Genomic DNA, 15035 nt, shown 5'->3' on the forward strand with positions numbered 1-15035 from the left:
CAGATCCAGCCTCTCTTTGAATTCTCCTTTTATCAGTTTCATGTCATTATCATTCTTTTCACGCTGCAAATATAAGCAAGAGGTGTACCAAAAAACGACACACCCCCCGAAACTTTAACTATCTTTATCAATTTCTCCACGCGGTTACGCGGTTACACGGTTTCATTTTGGATTTCGTAGTTTGGTATTTGGGCGTGGAAAGGGTCTTATAGATTTATTATATATTATAATATATAATAAATTAATATATATAATATTATAAATAATATAGATGTTTTGAATCTCCCCCTCTCCCTCTTCTCACCTCTTCTCGGAGCTGGGGTGGAAATCGGAAAATTGGAAATGAAACCGCGTAACCGCGTAACCGCGTGGTGGCCGAAGAGAAAAAGGGCGCCTTTAAGGGCGCCCTAAGTGCTGGAAGATCATGTTGACCTCATTCGGCAGGAACGTTCGTCGACGAAGCGTGGTGAGGTAAGCTAAGGCTGGTTCATCTCTCAGAAGTGCCCTTAGTTTCTGCCAGGCGTTCTGCGGTTGGATGTAAGGGAAGTAGTGCTGAGCAAGCTCCGTGCGGCCCATGGCCGGTGACGTTTGGGCGTCGGTTGTTGATTGGTTTTTGATAGACATAAATGATTTTGGTTTAACTCAAATGCCCTGCAAAGGTACAAAAAATCTCCGAAATAGCCAAATAAAAGCGCAGTTATTTTGGCATAACATTGAACAACGTTGTATATAGTTGAATAACGTTGTTTGAGTGATTAAAAAGCTTTGATAATTCAGCTTTTTTCATTACCTTTGTACTCGGTAAGCAAGCAGGGTTGTCACCCATGGTTCGTCCAGATGTTTCGAGCCACTCATTCAGACTATTCCTTATAGGGCCTAGGGATTATCTGAACACGAGTAAAAGACTATCCGGATAGCGCGTAGAGACTATCTGAATGACCGACGGTTGACCCCCTCCCTTCTCGGCTGCCAAAAAAGGTAAAAAGGTAAAAAAGTAAAAAGGTAAAAAAGTATGAGTCAGAAGTTTATTAAGTCAAAGAACAACAACCAGTACAATGCATCCTACGGCAAGTATTTCGCCACGGCAGTGTACGACAGTCATTTCGTGGGAACCGACGAGTTGGCGGAGTTCATCCAGCGCCAGGCCAGTGTGAAGAAGAGTGATATCAAGGCCGTGCTCCAGGAGCTGGGCGAGGCGATGAAGCACTTCTTCGAGATGGGCCAGAAGATCAAGCTCGACGGCATCGGCATCTTCAAGGTGGGTTTCTCGAGCATCGGCGTCGACAAGATCGAGGACTGCGGTGCCAGCACCATCTCCACCCGCCGAGTGCTGTTCCAGCCGGAGACCACCCGCGTGGTAACGGGTCAGACGAGGAAGGACGGCAAGGTGAAGCAGAAGTACGTGAATGCCATCACGCTCCTGAAGGACGTGGTCTTCGAGGAGACGCATGACAACACGATGAATGCCGAGCCCGAGACCCCTGCCACTGGGAATTAGGCGAGAGCCCCCTCTGTCATCTCGACCGCGCTCGAGCTTTGCTCGCTTGCCACCAGAGGGACGCAAGAACGGAGTGAGTGGAGAGATCTCTCCATGCGCTAACGCTTAGTCGAGATGACAAGAAGGGGCTCGAGATGACAATGATGTGGAACCTAAAAGGCAGAAAGGAGGATAAAGAATGACGAAGAAGGAAACTCTGAAGTGGACGCTGCAGATCATAGCGTCGGTGATCACGGCCGTACTCACGGCACTGGGAGCAACCTCGTGCATGGGCATGTAGACAAAGAATAATCCCCAGCCATCCCGGCTGGGGATTATGTGTTCATTTATGAAATCCGCCTGTTCGTTGAAGATTTTTGGCCTTAGAGGATTCTTGTTTTACCTTTGCAGCAGAAATATTAATAATAAACCAGATTCTGATATGGAAGTAATAAATAAGATCCTGATGGCAGTCTTCAATTTTGTAATAGAATCCATTGGATTCATATTGATCATCTATAGTTTCGCCATTTTATGCCTCTTTACCCACAATGACAGAAGGAAGGCAGCATACACCCCAAGAACCTACCGATAGCACTTACCGCTTGCGGAGGAGTTCTACGATGCGGGACATCTGGTTGGGGATGCGAATCTGCTGAGGACATTTGGGCAGACATTCCTCACAGTCGGCACAGCTACGGGCCCATGTCTCGACATTAGGCAATGCTAGCCGCAAGCCATCGGCAAACTGCTTTTTCTTGTCGGCATAGTCGGCTGCACCCTTGTCGGGCAAGGGCAGGATATGACTGTTCACCGCCTCGTTGTAGTAGGCAAAGTTGCCTGGGATATCCACACCATAGGGACAGGGCATGCAATAGGCGCAAGTGGTGCAGGGGATGGTGGGGAAGCCCGCCATTTGGTCGGCAATCTCTGCCAACAGCGTGTTCTCGGCCTCCGTACAGATCTCCAATGGCGAGAAGGTCTCCACGTTTTCCTTCACGTGCTCCATCTTGTTCATGCCACTGAGAGTGGTGAGGATGTTGGGATGGGAGCCAACCCAGCGGAAGGCCCAGCGCGCCGTACTGTCGTTGGGGCGTACTGCCTTGAGCTGATTGGTGAGTTCCTTGGCCATCTTTCCGAAGGCGCCACCACGAAGGGGCTCCATGATGACACACTGGACACCCGTCTTCTCACATTTATTATATAGGTATTCGGCATCGGCATCTTTTCGCCAGCCATTCGTGTTGAGCGAGGCGTGGCGCCAGTCGAGGAAGTTCATCTGGATCTGCACGAAGTCCCAATGGTATTCCTCCTGATGGTCGAGGAGATAGTCGAAGGGGCGCACATCACCATGATAGGAGAATCCCAGATGGCGGATACGGCCTGCCTCGCGCTCTTTCAAGAGGAATTCGAGCAGATGGTTATCGAAGAAACGGCCGTTCAGCGTCTCCATGCCACCGCCTCCGATGCTGTGGAGCAGGTAGTAGTCGATATGATCCACCTTCAGGCGCTGGAACGACTGATAGTACATCTTCTGGGCTTCCTTGAAGTCCCACAGGTGGTTGCGCTGGTTCGACATCTTCGTTGCCACGTAGTATTTCTCTCGCGGATGGCGGCTCAGGGCGTTGCCGGTGAGCACCTCGGAACGGCCTCCCATATACATCGGGGCGGTGTCGAAGTAGTTCACGCCATGTTCGATGGCATAGTCCACCAACTGATTGACTTCTTCCTGATTGTCAGGCAGTCGCATCATGCCGAAGCCCAGGAGGGATATCTGTTCGCCAGAGCCATGCTGCACGCGATAGGTCATACGGTTCGGGGCTGTGGACTGCTTCTCGTCGTTAGCCAGGGCGCGCAGGGGACCCAGTACACTCATGGCCATCGCACTACCTGCTCCCATGCCTACGCGGCGCAGGAAATCCCTACGACTCATATTTCTTTTGTGGTCGTCTGCTTCCATTGTCTATTTAGTTTTAGGTCATATATTCTTTATTAAAAACACAAAGTGCCCCCGAGGTGGGAGCACTTAAATTTGTTTCTGTATGTCCTTAGTAGATTAGGGCAGGCTGATAGCCTCAGAAGGACAAACACTTGCGCATGTGCCGCACTCTGTGCAAGCATCAGCATCAATCACGTAGCGCTCTGCACCCTCAGAGATAGCCTCAACGGGGCACTCACCAGCACATGTTCCACAAGAAATGCAATCTTCACCAATTACGTATGCCATAATTCTTTGAAATTAATGTTGTTAATACTGTTGTTACTTACTATTGATGATGCAAAGGTACAACTTTTTTTGAATAATACCAAATTTTAGGTATATTTTTTTCTAATTTATACAGTGTCGAAATAATAAAAGGGTGTTTTTAGCGTTATTTTAAGCGTATGATGAAGGGCAGATTATGGACCATCGCGTTGCTGGTATGGACGGCATTATGCTGCCCTGCGCAGAAGCGTAGCATCCAGTATAAGCCCTACATCGACCTGCGTCCGATGCACTTCGGAATCCTGGTGGGCATGAACCTGCAGGACATCGAATTCAATAATGTCGGGCCTCAGATTGTGACCTTAGAGGACGGCACCACAGAAGAGAAGACCATCGTCTGCGATGCCGACCGCTGGAATGCGGGATTCTCCGTAGGCGTATTGGCCGACCTGAGGCTGTCGAGCCACCTGAACCTGCGCTTCTCGCCTACGATGCATTTCGGAGCCAAGCATCTGACATTCCATAATCTGACAGATCTTGACCAGCAGGGCAATCCCAGGGAGGAGCGTCAGGACATGAAAAACACCTATGTGTCGTTTCCCTTGGATCTGAAGTTCAGTGCCGAGCGCTGGAACAACTATCGTCCCTACCTGATGGCTGGTGTGAACCCGATGATCAACCTGACGAGCAAAAACCAGGACTTCGTGGCTCTGAAGCGTGGCGACATCTTCTTCGAGATTGGTTTGGGTTGTGATTTCTATCTGCCCTTCTTCAAACTGATTCCCGAACTGAAGTTCTGCTACAGCCTCAGCGATGCCCTCGACCACAATCATGCCAGCGAACTGAAGGATACCAATAAGCGTATATACGCAAATGCTGTGACCAGTGGCCACAGCAAAATGATCGTTCTGACGTTTTATTTCGAATAGTTACTTCTCCAGATTCAGAACCAGCTTGCCGACGAATGCAGCGTGCTTGCCATTCTGATCGACGGGAATCTGCTTACCTTTCTTATCTGGCGTATATTCCAAAACGGGCATATAGGTATGGGTATGTCCGCCCAAGACGAGGTCGCAGCCCTCAACCTGGCTGAAGACCTGCTGGTCGGAATATTTATCCGTACTCCATCCGAGGTGAGACACGCAGATGACGAGGTCGCACTTCTCTTGTTTGCGGAGGATGTCGATATACTTCTGAGCCGTCTCAGCAGGGTCGAGGAAGGTGATGCCTTCACAGTTTCCGTCGAACACAAGTCCCTTCAACTTCGGAGCCAGCGCAAAGACACCTATCTTCACATCGCCACGACGGAGGGTGATATAGGGCTTCACAAGGTCTTCGAGCACCGTACCTTTACAGTCATAGTTGGAGCAGACGATGGGGAACTTGGCCATACGGAAGAGCTTCGCCATATTATCCATTCCAAAATCGAACTCATGGTTACCGATGGTGACAGCGTCGTAGCCCATCTCGTTCATCAAGCCTATTTCCACCTCGCCCTTGAAGAGCGTATAATAGCCAGATCCCTGCGAGAAGTCGCCAGAGTCGAAGAGCAAGAGATCAGGATTCTGCTTGCGCTCCTCCTTGATCATGTTGATACGACGGAGGAAGCCAGCACGCCCTGCGATATCCTGGTTTTCGAGGTTCGGGTTGAGGGGCATGATCGTAGAGTGGGTATCGTTGGTGTGCAGAACAACGAGCTGCTTCTGCTTCTTGGCAACTGCCGTCACTCCCGACAGCAGTGCTATAAATATAATAAGGTGTAATCGCTTCATAACTTACTTTTTTACTTTTTTACCTTTTTACCTTTCCACCTTTATTCTTCCTTCTACTTGTGCATCGACCACTACGCCTTGCGCCTTCATATCACGGAAATAGTTCATGATGAGGAAACGGGTATTGTTGCTGGCCTCTTCAGGCTTCACGACATTGGTCCCTTCGCGGAGGGCGGGCATACCGTCGTTGCCCTCAAGCAGGTAGTTTAGCGTGGCCACACGATATTCGCCCTCGGGATCGATGTCCTTGCCATGAAGTCTGGCTGAGACGAGTTCGTCGTGCTCTCCCGAGGCATCCGGCTTGATAACGAGTTCCACGCCCTTGCTGACGCCCTCGCCTCCCCTATAGGCAATCTGACGGAAGAGCTCCATCACCTTGTCTCCCTTCAGGGTAGTGAAGCAGATCTTATTCTCGAAAGGAGCCACATCGAGCACATCGCCATAGGTGACATCGCCTTTCGTGAGGGTGGAGCGGATGCCTCCCATATTGTAGACTGCCAATACGGGCTGCTCATTGTAATCCTTAGACGACCAGATGAGGATGTCGGAGAGGAGGTTGGAGAGATCGCTCTCAGGGCGCTTGGCAGCCATATTATGGGCCACCTGTCCAACGATGGGCCCCATGATGGAGTCGTTCACACGTTTGTATGGCTCAAGGAACTTCACAGCAGCCTCATCAGGGTGCTGGTCATACCGGCTGTCGACGATGATCCGGGTACGCTCCACACTCACCAACTGGTAGTGCTTGGGCGCACACGAAGCCATCAGCATCGGTGCCACAACACAAAGAAATAACTGTTTTCTATTCATATTTTAGGGTTTTTATGGTGCAAAAATACAAAAAAAGATGTATCTAAGCAAATTTAATACTCTTTTTTTTGGTATTTTGCTCACTTATTCGTACCTTTGCACCCGCTTTTCGGCGTAACCGATGGAGGGAAGTAACGAGTTGCCCGTCTATGTTGCGTTGGAACGATACAGCAATAAAGGTAAAAAAGTAAAAAAGTAAAAAGATGGATTTAATTAAAGTTGCTGAAGAAGCATTTGCAACCGGCAAGAAGTTCCCAGAGTTCAAGGCTGGTGACACAATCACTGTCGCTTACAAAATTATCGAGGGTTCAAAGGAGCGTATCCAGCTCTATCGTGGTGTGGTCATCAAGATCGCAGGTCACGGTGACAAGAAGCGCTTCACTGTACGTAAGATGTCAGGCACCATTGGTGTGGAGCGTATCTTCCCAATCGAGTCTCCCAACATTCAGAGCATCGAGATCAACAAGGTAGGTAAGGTTCGCCGCGCTAAGCTTTACTATCTGCGCAAGCTCACTGGTAAGGCTGCCCGTATTAAGGAGAAGCGCCACAACGTTGGTGAATAAGAAAAGCAACAAAGAGAGGTTCCACAACAGGAGCCTCTCTTTTCATTTGTAGTTCTCATCGGCACTGGTCTCACCATGAAGGGCCTCCTGAAAGGATTCCCAGTCCTGGAATCCCACAAAGAGCGACAGGCGGTCTAAGGCTTTCCTGTCTGGCTTGCGGATGATTTCCTTCTCTACTGCTTCGAGCAGTTTTTTCAGAGCTAAACGTTTCTTCTCCATATTATTGTTAAGTTTGGTGCAAAATTACAAAAATATTTTGTACCTTTGCACGCAAAAAGAAAAAAATCGCAAAAAGATGAAAGAATTAGCACTCAAGTACGGATGTAATCCGAATCAGAAGCCCTCACGCATCTTCATGACCGAGGGCGAGTTACCCATCGAAGTGATCAACGGGCGTCCTGGCTACATCAACTTCCTCGATGCATTCAACGCCTGGCAGTTGGTGAAGGAGCTGAAGGCAGCCACAGGCCTGCCCGCCGCCGCCTCGTTCAAGCACGTCAGTCCTGCTGGTGCTGCAGTAGGTCTGCCCCTGAGCGACACGCTGAAGAAGATCTACTTCGTTGATGACATCGCAGGCCTCGACGACAGTCCTATCGCCTGTGCCTATGCCAGAGCCCGTGGTGCCGACCGTATGTCGAGCTACGGTGACTTCGTGGCCCTCTCTGACACCTGCGACGCTACGACTGCCAAGATTCTGAAGCGTGAGGTGAGCGACGGTGTGATTGCTCCTGACTACACCCCTGAGGCTATCGAGATTCTGAAGGACAAGCGCAAGGGTACTTATAATGTGATTAAGATCGACCCCAATTACCAGCCTGAGCCCATCGAGCGCAAGCAGGTATTCGGCGTCACCTTCGAGCAGGGCCGTAATGAGATCAAGCTCGACGACGATGCCCTCTTCGAGAATATCCCCACCCAGAACAAGACCTTCACACCAGAGGCCAAGCGCGACCTGATCATCGCCCTTATCACCTTGAAGTACACGCAGTCGAACTCTGTCTGCTACGTGAAGGACGGTCAGGCCATTGGCATCGGTGCCGGACAGCAGAGCCGTATCCACTGTACCCGTCTGGCAGGTAACAAGGCCGACATCTGGTGGTTGCGCCAGCACCCGAAGGTGATGAACCTGCCTTTCGTGGACGGTATCCGTCGTGCTGACCGCGATAACACCATCGACGTGTATATCTCTGAGGATGAGCATGACGATGTGCTGCGTGATGGCGCCTGGCAGCAGTTCTTCAAGACTCAGCCCGAAGTGCTGACGATGGAAGAGAAGAAAGCCTGGATTGCCCAGAACACGAAGGTGGCTCTCGGGTCGGATGCCTTCTTCCCCTTTGGCGACAATATCGAGCGTGCCCACAAGAGCGGTGTAGAGTTCATCGCACAGGCAGGCGGTTCTGTGCGCGACGATCATGTCATTATGACTTGCGACAAATATGGCATCACGATGGCCTTCACTGGCGTAAGGCTGTTCCACCATTAAAAGGTAAAAAGGTAAAAAAGTAAAAAGGTAAATGGACGATTTTCAGCATATACTTGAAAACGGCATCAACTTCGGACGTGGAGGTGATAAGCCCAAGGATGATGGCAAGGTGAAGACCAAGGCCAAGAAGAAAAAGTATATCACGGGAGCCCACGGTAGTGGCTCAGCCCGTCAGAAGGCGAAGTATCGCGAACAGCGTGCCAACCGCCATAAGAAATAAACCAAAGCAAATCCCCCGCCAATCGGCGAGGGATTTCTTATCTCCTTATCAGAAGTTTTCCTTCCAACTTGTGTATCTTCTGCATCAGCCTGTAGCGCCCCATGACATAAATGAGAATGAAGAGGACGAAGCCCACCACCAGCCAGATGCTCATCCGCTGGACAAGTTTACGATTCAGCGCAACCTCCTCCTGACTCAGCACCAGCTGGCGCTCTACCGACAACTCATCAAAATTGGCACTCTGGGTGATACTGAACACCGAGTCGAGATCGACATACATCCTCCGCATGGCCCCAAAGCAATTCTTCATGTCGCCTGCCAAGGCATAGACACGAACCACGCTCAATGCACTGTCAGGAATGCCCCCCCTGTTCCGGATAATGGCCAAAGCCTTGTCATAGTCCTGGTCATAGGCAGCCTTGGCGGCATCCATGATTCCATCGTAACGGTGGTTGAAACCCGGATGGTTGCGATTCTTCAGATAGTCGTAGCGCTCATAAAGCAGATTGAAGTCCTTCCCGTCGTCCTTCGAGAGGAAAAGCACAAAGGCCTTATAGGCTATCGAAAGCGAGAGGAACTCCATATTATTCATCTTCTTGGCCAGAGAAATCGACTTCTCTGCATACTCCAGCGCCTTATTAGGGTCCTGAATATTCAGCAGATCGGCCATATTCAGATAGGTAGTCATCGTAAACTTCGGATCACGATCGCCCACCTCCTTCAGGGCCTGCAGATAATATTTCTTAGCCTTCGGGCTGTCATAGCTCACACGATAGACATCGCCAAAGAGGCCAGTGGCCAGATAGTAATAGTCGGTATCGCCATTCCTCCTTACCACTTCGTCCAGCTCCTTGGCTGTCTTCATGGCTTTGTAGATATGGCGATGGCGCACATCATAGAAGCCCTCGTTGCACTTGATCTTGTAGTAATCCACAAGACGGTCGTTGTCAAGGAGGTACTCCTCATAATCATTAGCCAACTCGTAGAACTCCTCTTCAGAGCCCTTCTCATAAAGTTCACGGAACTGGTGGAACATCTCCAGCACTTTCTCTTCCTCCGTCGAATATGCCGAGGCGGAACAGGGATTTATCAGCCATACTGCAGCTGACAAACAAACGATAGTAAACGGTTTATACAATTTATGGTTCATATTAATTTCAGTGCAAAAATACAATCTTTCTTCCAATCCTGCAAACAATTCGTTAAAAAACATCCAAAATATGGCCTTCTTTGGCAAAAAAAGGCTATCTTTGCAGGCAAAAACAATCAAAACTACTATATCCAATGAGACTATCCAAGCTTATCCTTGCCTCTGCCCTACTCTTTTGCCTCACCACGATGCAAGCCCAGAAATACGTGGGGGGCGACCTCTCTGTATTATTAAAATATGAGGAGCAGAGCGCTACCTACCTTGACAAGGATGGTAAGGCGATCGCCGATGTGCTGACCTTTGTAAAGGAACAAGGATGGAACACCATCAGGGTACGACTTTTCGACGATCCTTCAAAGGATACTGATAAGAACGTGTGCCAGGACATCGAGTATGTAAAACGTCTCGGCAAGCGTATCAAGGACGCAGGACTCTACTTCCTGCTCGACATCCACTACTCCGACACATGGGCCGACCCCGAGCATCAGGTGTTCCCCTACTCATGGAGCATCTGGAGCTGGTATCCAGACGAGTCGGTCTATAAGTATACCAAAGAGTGGCTTGGGTCTTTAGTCTCAGCAGGGGCCACACCCGACTTCATCCAGACGGGCAATGAGATCAGCTTCGGTATGCTCTGGGGCTTTAACCTCAATGGGAAATATGAAGACTGGGACGAATACGGCGGCCATCTAGAGGCCACTGCCGACTGGAAGGACTATACCAACAAGCACTGGGATAATTTTACTAATATGCTGAAGGCCGCAGGGAGGGCTTGTCGCGAGGAATGCCCCAACGCCAAGATTATCATCCACACGGAGCAGTGTGCCAACAATCCCACGCTCGACGTGGCATTCTTTAACCGCATCAAGCAGTACGGTATTGACTACGATATCATCGGTATCTCGTACTACCCTTATTTCAAGGGGCCACTCGCCAATCTCGACAACGGGCTGACAGAGCTGGAGGCCCACTTCCCCGACAAAATGATACAGCTGGTAGAGACGGGCTATCCATCGAAGTGGGAGGTCCCTGGCACAAGCTATAACTACACAAGTACCTACCCCTACTCCCACGAAGGTCAGCGTAAGTACACAGCCGACCTCATCACCATGCTCAACAAGCACGCCAAGGTTAACGGCCTATCCTGGTGGTACGCCGAGGCCAACGCCAAAGGCTGCACTGGCAGCCTGAAGGAAGGCTGGTACAACGCCTCGCTCTTCGATAACGAGACTGGCCGCGCGCTCCCTGCCCTCTATGAGCTAAAGAACTTCAGCAGCGGCAGTTCTGGCATCAGTCATATTACTGCAGACAAAGGAGCAAACGACACCTGGTATTCGCTTGATGGGAAGAACAATCCCAGCAAGCCCACTACCAAGGGCCTCTATATTAATAACGGACAGAAGATTATCGTCAGATAAAGACCTTTCCGATATTTGTTCATCCTGACACAGATATCTTGCATCAAAGTAAAACAACTTGTTTTACCTTCGTTAAGATAATCCCTTCAATTGTAAGAGATAGTCTTTTCAAAGACAAAACAAGTTGTTTTGTTCTTGCAGCGATTACTGGAAGTAATGCTGCAGATATGGAAGCTTAGAAATCCAGCTCCCTACCACGGTAGAAGTCGATGAGTGCATGCTGGTAGAGGTTCTCGTAACGAGCCTGCACGAGGTCGGACTCAGACTTGAGGTAGTTGTTCTTCGACTCATTGAACTCCGTGATGGTTGCCTTGCCATTCTCATACTTGGCCTGCATCAGCTGGAAGGCGTCTTTCGAACTCAACAGGGCCTCATAAGCGCTCTTCTCCTTCGACTGGGCATTCTGGGCGTTATAGTACACCTGCTGAATCTCCTTGTAGAGGGTTTTCTTTACATCCTCTAGTCTCAGCTGCTGCGTCTCATGGTCGATCTTAGCATTACGGATGTTATTGCGCGTCTTGAAACGGTTGAAGATGGGGATGCTCAGATTAAGCCCAAGCGACTGACTGAAGTTGTTTTCCAGCTGTTTGCCAAACTTTTCGGACTCAAAGCCAGAGGTGGTATAATAGTTCGTACCAATTCCGCCACCCAACGAAAGGGTCGGATAGTTGCCAGCCTTAGCAATCTTAATACTGTGCTCCGCACCTTTCAGCTTCAACTGCTGCGACAGGATCTGTGGCTTCACACCCAGGGCTTCGGCATAGATCTGGTCAGGACCCAACAGTCCCACATTAGCCAGGGCATCCAGTTCTTCTTGGGAAGGACGTTCTATGGCAAACCCGTCAGGAGTAGGCAACTCCAGGAGTTGGGTGAGCGTGAGGATGGCCAGACGATAGTCGTTCACAGCCTGTGTAGCCGTCAGGCGACTCTTGGCCAGTGTGGCCTTCTGCTGTGAGAGCTCGGCCTCGGCAGCCTTGCCGTTCTTGACAAAAGCCTCCAGACGGGCTACCTGTGCAGAGTCGATCTCTATCTGACGATTTGCCACATCAGCAATCTCCATGTCGTAGAGTATCTGAACGTAAGCCTTGGCCACCTGCATACGGATATCGTCCTTCGCCTTCTCGAGGTCGGCAGTAGCAGCTTCGAGATTCAGTTGGTTGAGCTTGATCTCGTTAGGAATCTGAAAACCCGTAAAGAGCGGAATGCTCGTATTGAGGCCAAACGAGGTGTTACTCGTATTCGTATTGGTATAGGTATTATCTGACGTCAGACCACGTCCGAACGAGAACGACTGACTGACACTACCTGTAAGATCCGGCAGGCGGGAGTTCCTGGCCGTCGAGAGACTGAGCTCTTGCTGACGGCACTTGTTTTCCTGCTCCTTGATGCTGATGTTATGCTCTACGGCATAGTTGCAGCATTCACGCAGGCTCCATTGCTTCTGCGCCCCTGCGGAAACAAGTGATAAATGACAAATGATAAATGATAAAACAATCTTCTTCATAACCTATCAATCTTTGTCGTCTGCTATTATCTCAGGACCACGAACCTTATCCTTGGCAGTAAGTCCCTTCTTAATCTCGATATTCACACCATCGGAGAGACCTGTGGTCACCAGAGTACGCTCATAAGTCTTCTCTTTGCCTTCACCTTTTATAATATATACAAAGGCAGAGTCGCCACTAAACTCGATAGCACTCTCAGGAACGCTAAGCACCTTATCGGCCTTGGCCAGCACGATCTCTGCATTGGCACTGTAGCCGGCACGAATCTTGCTATCCTCAGAGAGTTTCACAGCAGCCTTGATCTCGAACTGGTTGGCACCATTCGACTCTACGGCCTTCGGAGAGATATACTCAAGGGCTGCATCGAAATGCAGATCCTGCAGGGCACCAATCGTGATCTTCATGTTCATGCCATCCACCAGCTGTCCCACTTCGGTCTCATCAATGTTACCACGGAAGATGAGGTCGTTCATATTGGCAACGGTGGCAATCGTCGTACCATCATTGAAGGTATTAGAGAGAATCACAGAGTTACCCACCTTCACAGGGATATCGAGGATGATACCGCTGATGGTAGAGCGGATAAGGGTAGAAGAAGCTGAGGCATTCGACTTCGACACACCGTCGCGCACCACCTGGAGAGCATCTTCTGCGGCCAATTTCTCGTGCTTGGCCTGATTGAGAGCCTGCTTGCTCTTGTCGTACTCATCGGCTGAGACGAGTTTCTGGTTATAGAGGTTCTCCTCGCGCTGGAAGTCGACCTGAGCCTGCTTCAGGTTGATCTCTGCCAGGCGCACACGCATCTCAGCCGAACTGAGTTGATTCATATCGGGAATCACCTTCACCTTGGCAATCACATCGCCTGCGTTCACACGGTCGCCCGGCTCTTTGTAAAGTTCTGAGATGATACCAGAGATCTGCGGCTTGACGTTCACCTCGTTGCGAGGCTCAATCTTACCTGTGATAATGGTTGTCTTCTGGATGTCCTCCTTCTTAGGAGTAAACTCGTTGTAGACAATCTCCTTGGGTTGGCTCTTCTGCCACAAGAACACGAACGTTCCGATGAAAATCAGCGCGACAATCGCAGCGATAATCAGTTTACTGTACCTTTTCATAATTATATCTATTTTCAATCTTCAATTTTCAATCTTCAATCTTCAATTTTCAATTTTCAATATTACTCATCGCGCATCGCATCAACCGGTTTGATGCTCATGGCACGGGCAGCAGGCGCCAAACCTGCCAGCACACCTAACGAGCTGACCACGAAAGCACAGAAGATGGCTGTCCAGAAACTGACCTGGAAATGCGTCTCGACGATGCCGTCTTCTGTGTTATACATCTCCAGCATCTGCAGGATCGTCACACCGAAGAGGATGCCGCTCATACCCGCCACCAACGTCAGCAGGATACTCTCGGAGATAATCTGCGACAGGATCATCTTGGGCGTAGCGCCGATGGCGCGACGGATACCGATCTCGGTGGTGCGCTCGCGAACGGTGACCATCATGATGTTCGACACGCCGATGGCACCAGCCAGCAAGGTTCCCAGACCAACCAGCCAAATGAGGAAATTCACGCCCTTAAACAAATTATCGAGCAGTTGGAAGAGCACCTCGGTATTAAACACCATCGCTCCTTGTTCGTCAGTAGGATCTACGTAGTGAGCCCTGGCCACCGTCTCTCGAAGGCGATCGGTAATATCCGACACAACCACACCCTTTCTGGCCGTCACGGCGATGACGTCAATCTGCTGTCCACGATTATAGGCCTGCTGCACCATCGTGAAGGGCAACGTCACCATCTCCTCGCTTGTGCCGTTGATGGAGATGCTGCTGGTATTGTAGTCCACGCCTACCACTTGATAGTAAGTGGAGTCGATACGGATAGACTGTCCGCAGGGATTACCTCCTTCCTTAAACAGATCTTTGTAGATTTTCTTCCCCAGCACACAGACTTTCCTGTGATGCTTGAGGTCCATATCGTTGATGTACCGGCCATAATACAACTTAGGCCCGACCACATCTGCATATTCAGGCGTCACTCCCTGGACGTTAATCGTCACCTTACGGTCTTCGTGGTAGGCTGTGGATGATGCATTCCACGGCATGAACACCACAGGGGCTATCACATCAAGTTCTGGAACACGCTGGCGCAGACGTTCAACATCCTTCAGGTCCATCGACCACCAGCGACCTTTTCGGAATCCCTTGTAGGCCTTACTGGTTCGTTGAGTCCACACAAATGCAGAGTTAGTGGCAAAACCTTCAAAATTCTTATTGAGCATCTCTTTCATGCCCTGTCCGCCTCCGATGAGTGACACCAGCATGAATACGCCCCAGAAGACGCCGAAGCCCGTCAGGAACGAGCGCGACTTGTTACGCGTCAACGTATCGAGAATCTCTCTGTATGTATCAACATCAAATCTCAT

At 50.0% G+C, this 15035-nt stretch carries 17 protein-coding genes; 7 read left to right on the forward strand and 10 right to left on the reverse strand.

The features are described from left to right. Positions 1–396: 396 nt before the first annotated feature. Positions 397–576, reverse strand: coding sequence for a DUF4248 domain-containing protein (locus BMY16_RS14735; RefSeq protein ID WP_170836138.1), 180 nt, complete (start codon positions 574–576; stop codon positions 397–399). Between the two features lie 436 nt (positions 577–1012). Here BMY16_RS14735 and BMY16_RS14740 point away from each other — a divergent pair, with 436 nt between their 5' ends. Both BMY16_RS14740 and BMY16_RS15630 read left to right on the forward strand, forming a co-directional pair. Beyond that, positions 1013–1498: an HU family DNA-binding protein gene (locus BMY16_RS14740; protein WP_139207254.1), complete on the forward strand. Its 486-nt coding sequence runs from the start codon at positions 1013–1015 to the stop codon at positions 1496–1498. 178 nt (positions 1499–1676) lie between these two features. After that, positions 1677–1778: a smalltalk protein gene (locus tag BMY16_RS15630; protein WP_170835976.1), complete on the forward strand. Its 102-nt coding sequence runs from the start codon at positions 1677–1679 to the stop codon at positions 1776–1778. 297 nt (positions 1779–2075) lie between these two features. On the opposite strand, the gene BMY16_RS14745 is transcribed toward BMY16_RS15630, so the two are convergent. Further along, positions 2076–3410, reverse strand: coding sequence for an aldo/keto reductase (locus tag BMY16_RS14745; protein ID WP_244513077.1), 1335 nt, complete (start codon positions 3408–3410; stop codon positions 2076–2078). Positions 3411–3533: 123 nt separating this feature from the next. Beyond that, a complete protein-coding gene (locus BMY16_RS14750) occupies positions 3534–3704 on the reverse strand; it encodes a DUF362 domain-containing protein (RefSeq protein WP_081910997.1) in 171 nt (56 codons plus the stop codon). A 161-nt stretch (positions 3705–3865) separates the two neighbouring features. Between BMY16_RS14750 and BMY16_RS14755 the strand changes: the two genes are divergently transcribed. Further along, positions 3866–4612, forward strand: coding sequence for a type IX secretion/gliding motility protein PorT/SprT (locus tag BMY16_RS14755; RefSeq protein WP_091844122.1), 747 nt, complete (start codon positions 3866–3868; stop codon positions 4610–4612). Here BMY16_RS14755 and BMY16_RS14760 read toward each other — a convergent pair whose 3' ends face one another. Both BMY16_RS14760 and BMY16_RS14765 read right to left on the reverse strand, forming a co-directional pair. After that, positions 4613–5455, reverse strand: coding sequence for a bifunctional metallophosphatase/5'-nucleotidase (locus tag BMY16_RS14760; RefSeq protein WP_091844032.1), 843 nt, complete (start codon positions 5453–5455; stop codon positions 4613–4615). A 27-nt stretch (positions 5456–5482) separates the two neighbouring features. Beyond that, the gene (locus tag BMY16_RS14765; protein WP_091844034.1) at positions 5483–6265 is read right to left on the reverse strand and encodes a 5'-nucleotidase C-terminal domain-containing protein; all 783 of its coding nucleotides are present in this window, start codon (positions 6263–6265) and stop codon (positions 5483–5485) included. Positions 6266–6468: 203 nt separating this feature from the next. Between BMY16_RS14765 and rplS the strand changes: the two genes are divergently transcribed. Further along, complete coding sequence (gene rplS / locus BMY16_RS14770) at positions 6469–6828, forward strand: 50S ribosomal protein L19 (protein ID WP_091844036.1); 360 nt, start codon at positions 6469–6471, stop codon at positions 6826–6828. 42 nt (positions 6829–6870) lie between these two features. Here the strand turns inward: rplS and BMY16_RS15635 are convergent, their stop codons facing one another. Next, positions 6871–7047, reverse strand: coding sequence for a hypothetical protein (locus BMY16_RS15635; protein WP_170836139.1), 177 nt, complete (start codon positions 7045–7047; stop codon positions 6871–6873). Here BMY16_RS15635 and BMY16_RS14775 point away from each other — a divergent pair. Next, on the forward strand, positions 6989–8311 hold the full coding sequence (locus tag BMY16_RS14775; RefSeq protein ID WP_262987335.1) for a phosphoribosylaminoimidazolecarboxamide formyltransferase: 1323 nt from the start codon (positions 6989–6991) through the stop codon (positions 8309–8311). The two genes, BMY16_RS15635 and BMY16_RS14775, sit on opposite strands and share 59 nt — an antisense overlap. Before the next feature lie 31 nt (positions 8312–8342). Then, complete coding sequence (locus BMY16_RS14780; protein WP_091844040.1) at positions 8343–8531, forward strand: hypothetical protein; 189 nt, start codon at positions 8343–8345, stop codon at positions 8529–8531. A gap of 37 nt (positions 8532–8568) precedes the next feature. Here BMY16_RS14780 and BMY16_RS14785 read toward each other — a convergent pair whose 3' ends face one another. Next, positions 8569–9681 carry a hypothetical protein gene (locus BMY16_RS14785; protein ID WP_091844042.1) on the reverse strand — a complete coding sequence of 371 codons (1113 nt, stop codon included), beginning with the start codon at positions 9679–9681 and terminating at the stop codon, positions 8569–8571. A gap of 134 nt (positions 9682–9815) precedes the next feature. On the opposite strand from BMY16_RS14785, the gene BMY16_RS14790 reads away from it, so the two are divergent. After that, positions 9816–11099: a glycosyl hydrolase 53 family protein gene (locus tag BMY16_RS14790; protein ID WP_091844044.1), complete on the forward strand. Its 1284-nt coding sequence runs from the start codon at positions 9816–9818 to the stop codon at positions 11097–11099. A gap of 175 nt (positions 11100–11274) precedes the next feature. Here the strand turns inward: BMY16_RS14790 and BMY16_RS14795 are convergent, their stop codons facing one another. The 3 genes from BMY16_RS14795 to BMY16_RS14805 form a co-directional block, all read right to left on the reverse strand. Further along, a complete protein-coding gene (locus BMY16_RS14795; RefSeq protein ID WP_091844046.1) occupies positions 11275–12603 on the reverse strand; it encodes a TolC family protein in 1329 nt (442 codons plus the stop codon). Positions 12604–12609: 6 nt separating this feature from the next. Further along, positions 12610–13719: an efflux RND transporter periplasmic adaptor subunit gene (locus tag BMY16_RS14800; protein WP_091844048.1), complete on the reverse strand. Its 1110-nt coding sequence runs from the start codon at positions 13717–13719 to the stop codon at positions 12610–12612. A 62-nt stretch (positions 13720–13781) separates the two neighbouring features. Next, complete coding sequence (locus BMY16_RS14805) at positions 13782–15035, reverse strand: ABC transporter permease (RefSeq protein ID WP_091844050.1); 1254 nt, start codon at positions 15033–15035, stop codon at positions 13782–13784.

It is taken from the genome of Prevotella sp. ne3005 (genome assembly GCF_900110085.1).
Lineage (GTDB): Bacteria > Bacteroidota > Bacteroidia > Bacteroidales > Bacteroidaceae > Prevotella.

Coding starts and splice junctions, on each gene's coding strand:
- BMY16_RS15635 (WP_170836139.1), bottom strand. CDS start 7,047: ATGGAGAAGAAACGTTTAGCTCTGAAAAAACTGCTCGAAGCAGTAGAG.
- BMY16_RS14805 (WP_091844050.1), bottom strand. CDS start 15,035: ATGAGATTTGATGTTGATACATACAGAGAGATTCTCGATACGTTGACG.
- BMY16_RS14775 (WP_262987335.1), top strand. CDS start 6,989: ATGATTTCCTTCTCTACTGCTTCGAGCAGTTTTTTCAGAGCTAAACGT.
- BMY16_RS14760 (WP_091844032.1), bottom strand. CDS start 5,455: ATGAAGCGATTACACCTTATTATATTTATAGCACTGCTGTCGGGAGTG.
- rplS (WP_091844036.1), top strand. CDS start 6,469: ATGGATTTAATTAAAGTTGCTGAAGAAGCATTTGCAACCGGCAAGAAG.
- BMY16_RS14735 (WP_170836138.1), bottom strand. CDS start 576: ATGGGCCGCACGGAGCTTGCTCAGCACTACTTCCCTTACATCCAACCG.
- BMY16_RS14785 (WP_091844042.1), bottom strand. CDS start 9,681: ATGAACCATAAATTGTATAAACCGTTTACTATCGTTTGTTTGTCAGCT.
- BMY16_RS14800 (WP_091844048.1), bottom strand. CDS start 13,719: ATGAAAAGGTACAGTAAACTGATTATCGCTGCGATTGTCGCGCTGATT.
- BMY16_RS15630 (WP_170835976.1), top strand. CDS start 1,677: ATGACGAAGAAGGAAACTCTGAAGTGGACGCTGCAGATCATAGCGTCG.
- BMY16_RS14765 (WP_091844034.1), bottom strand. CDS start 6,265: ATGAATAGAAAACAGTTATTTCTTTGTGTTGTGGCACCGATGCTGATG.
- BMY16_RS14745 (WP_244513077.1), bottom strand. CDS start 3,410: ATGAGTCGTAGGGATTTCCTGCGCCGCGTAGGCATGGGAGCAGGTAGT.
- BMY16_RS14740 (WP_139207254.1), top strand. CDS start 1,013: ATGAGTCAGAAGTTTATTAAGTCAAAGAACAACAACCAGTACAATGCA.
- BMY16_RS14790 (WP_091844044.1), top strand. CDS start 9,816: ATGAGACTATCCAAGCTTATCCTTGCCTCTGCCCTACTCTTTTGCCTC.
- BMY16_RS14750 (WP_081910997.1), bottom strand. CDS start 3,704: ATGGCATACGTAATTGGTGAAGATTGCATTTCTTGTGGAACATGTGCT.
- BMY16_RS14755 (WP_091844122.1), top strand. CDS start 3,866: ATGAAGGGCAGATTATGGACCATCGCGTTGCTGGTATGGACGGCATTA.
- BMY16_RS14780 (WP_091844040.1), top strand. CDS start 8,343: ATGGACGATTTTCAGCATATACTTGAAAACGGCATCAACTTCGGACGT.
- BMY16_RS14795 (WP_091844046.1), bottom strand. CDS start 12,603: ATGAAGAAGATTGTTTTATCATTTATCATTTGTCATTTATCACTTGTT.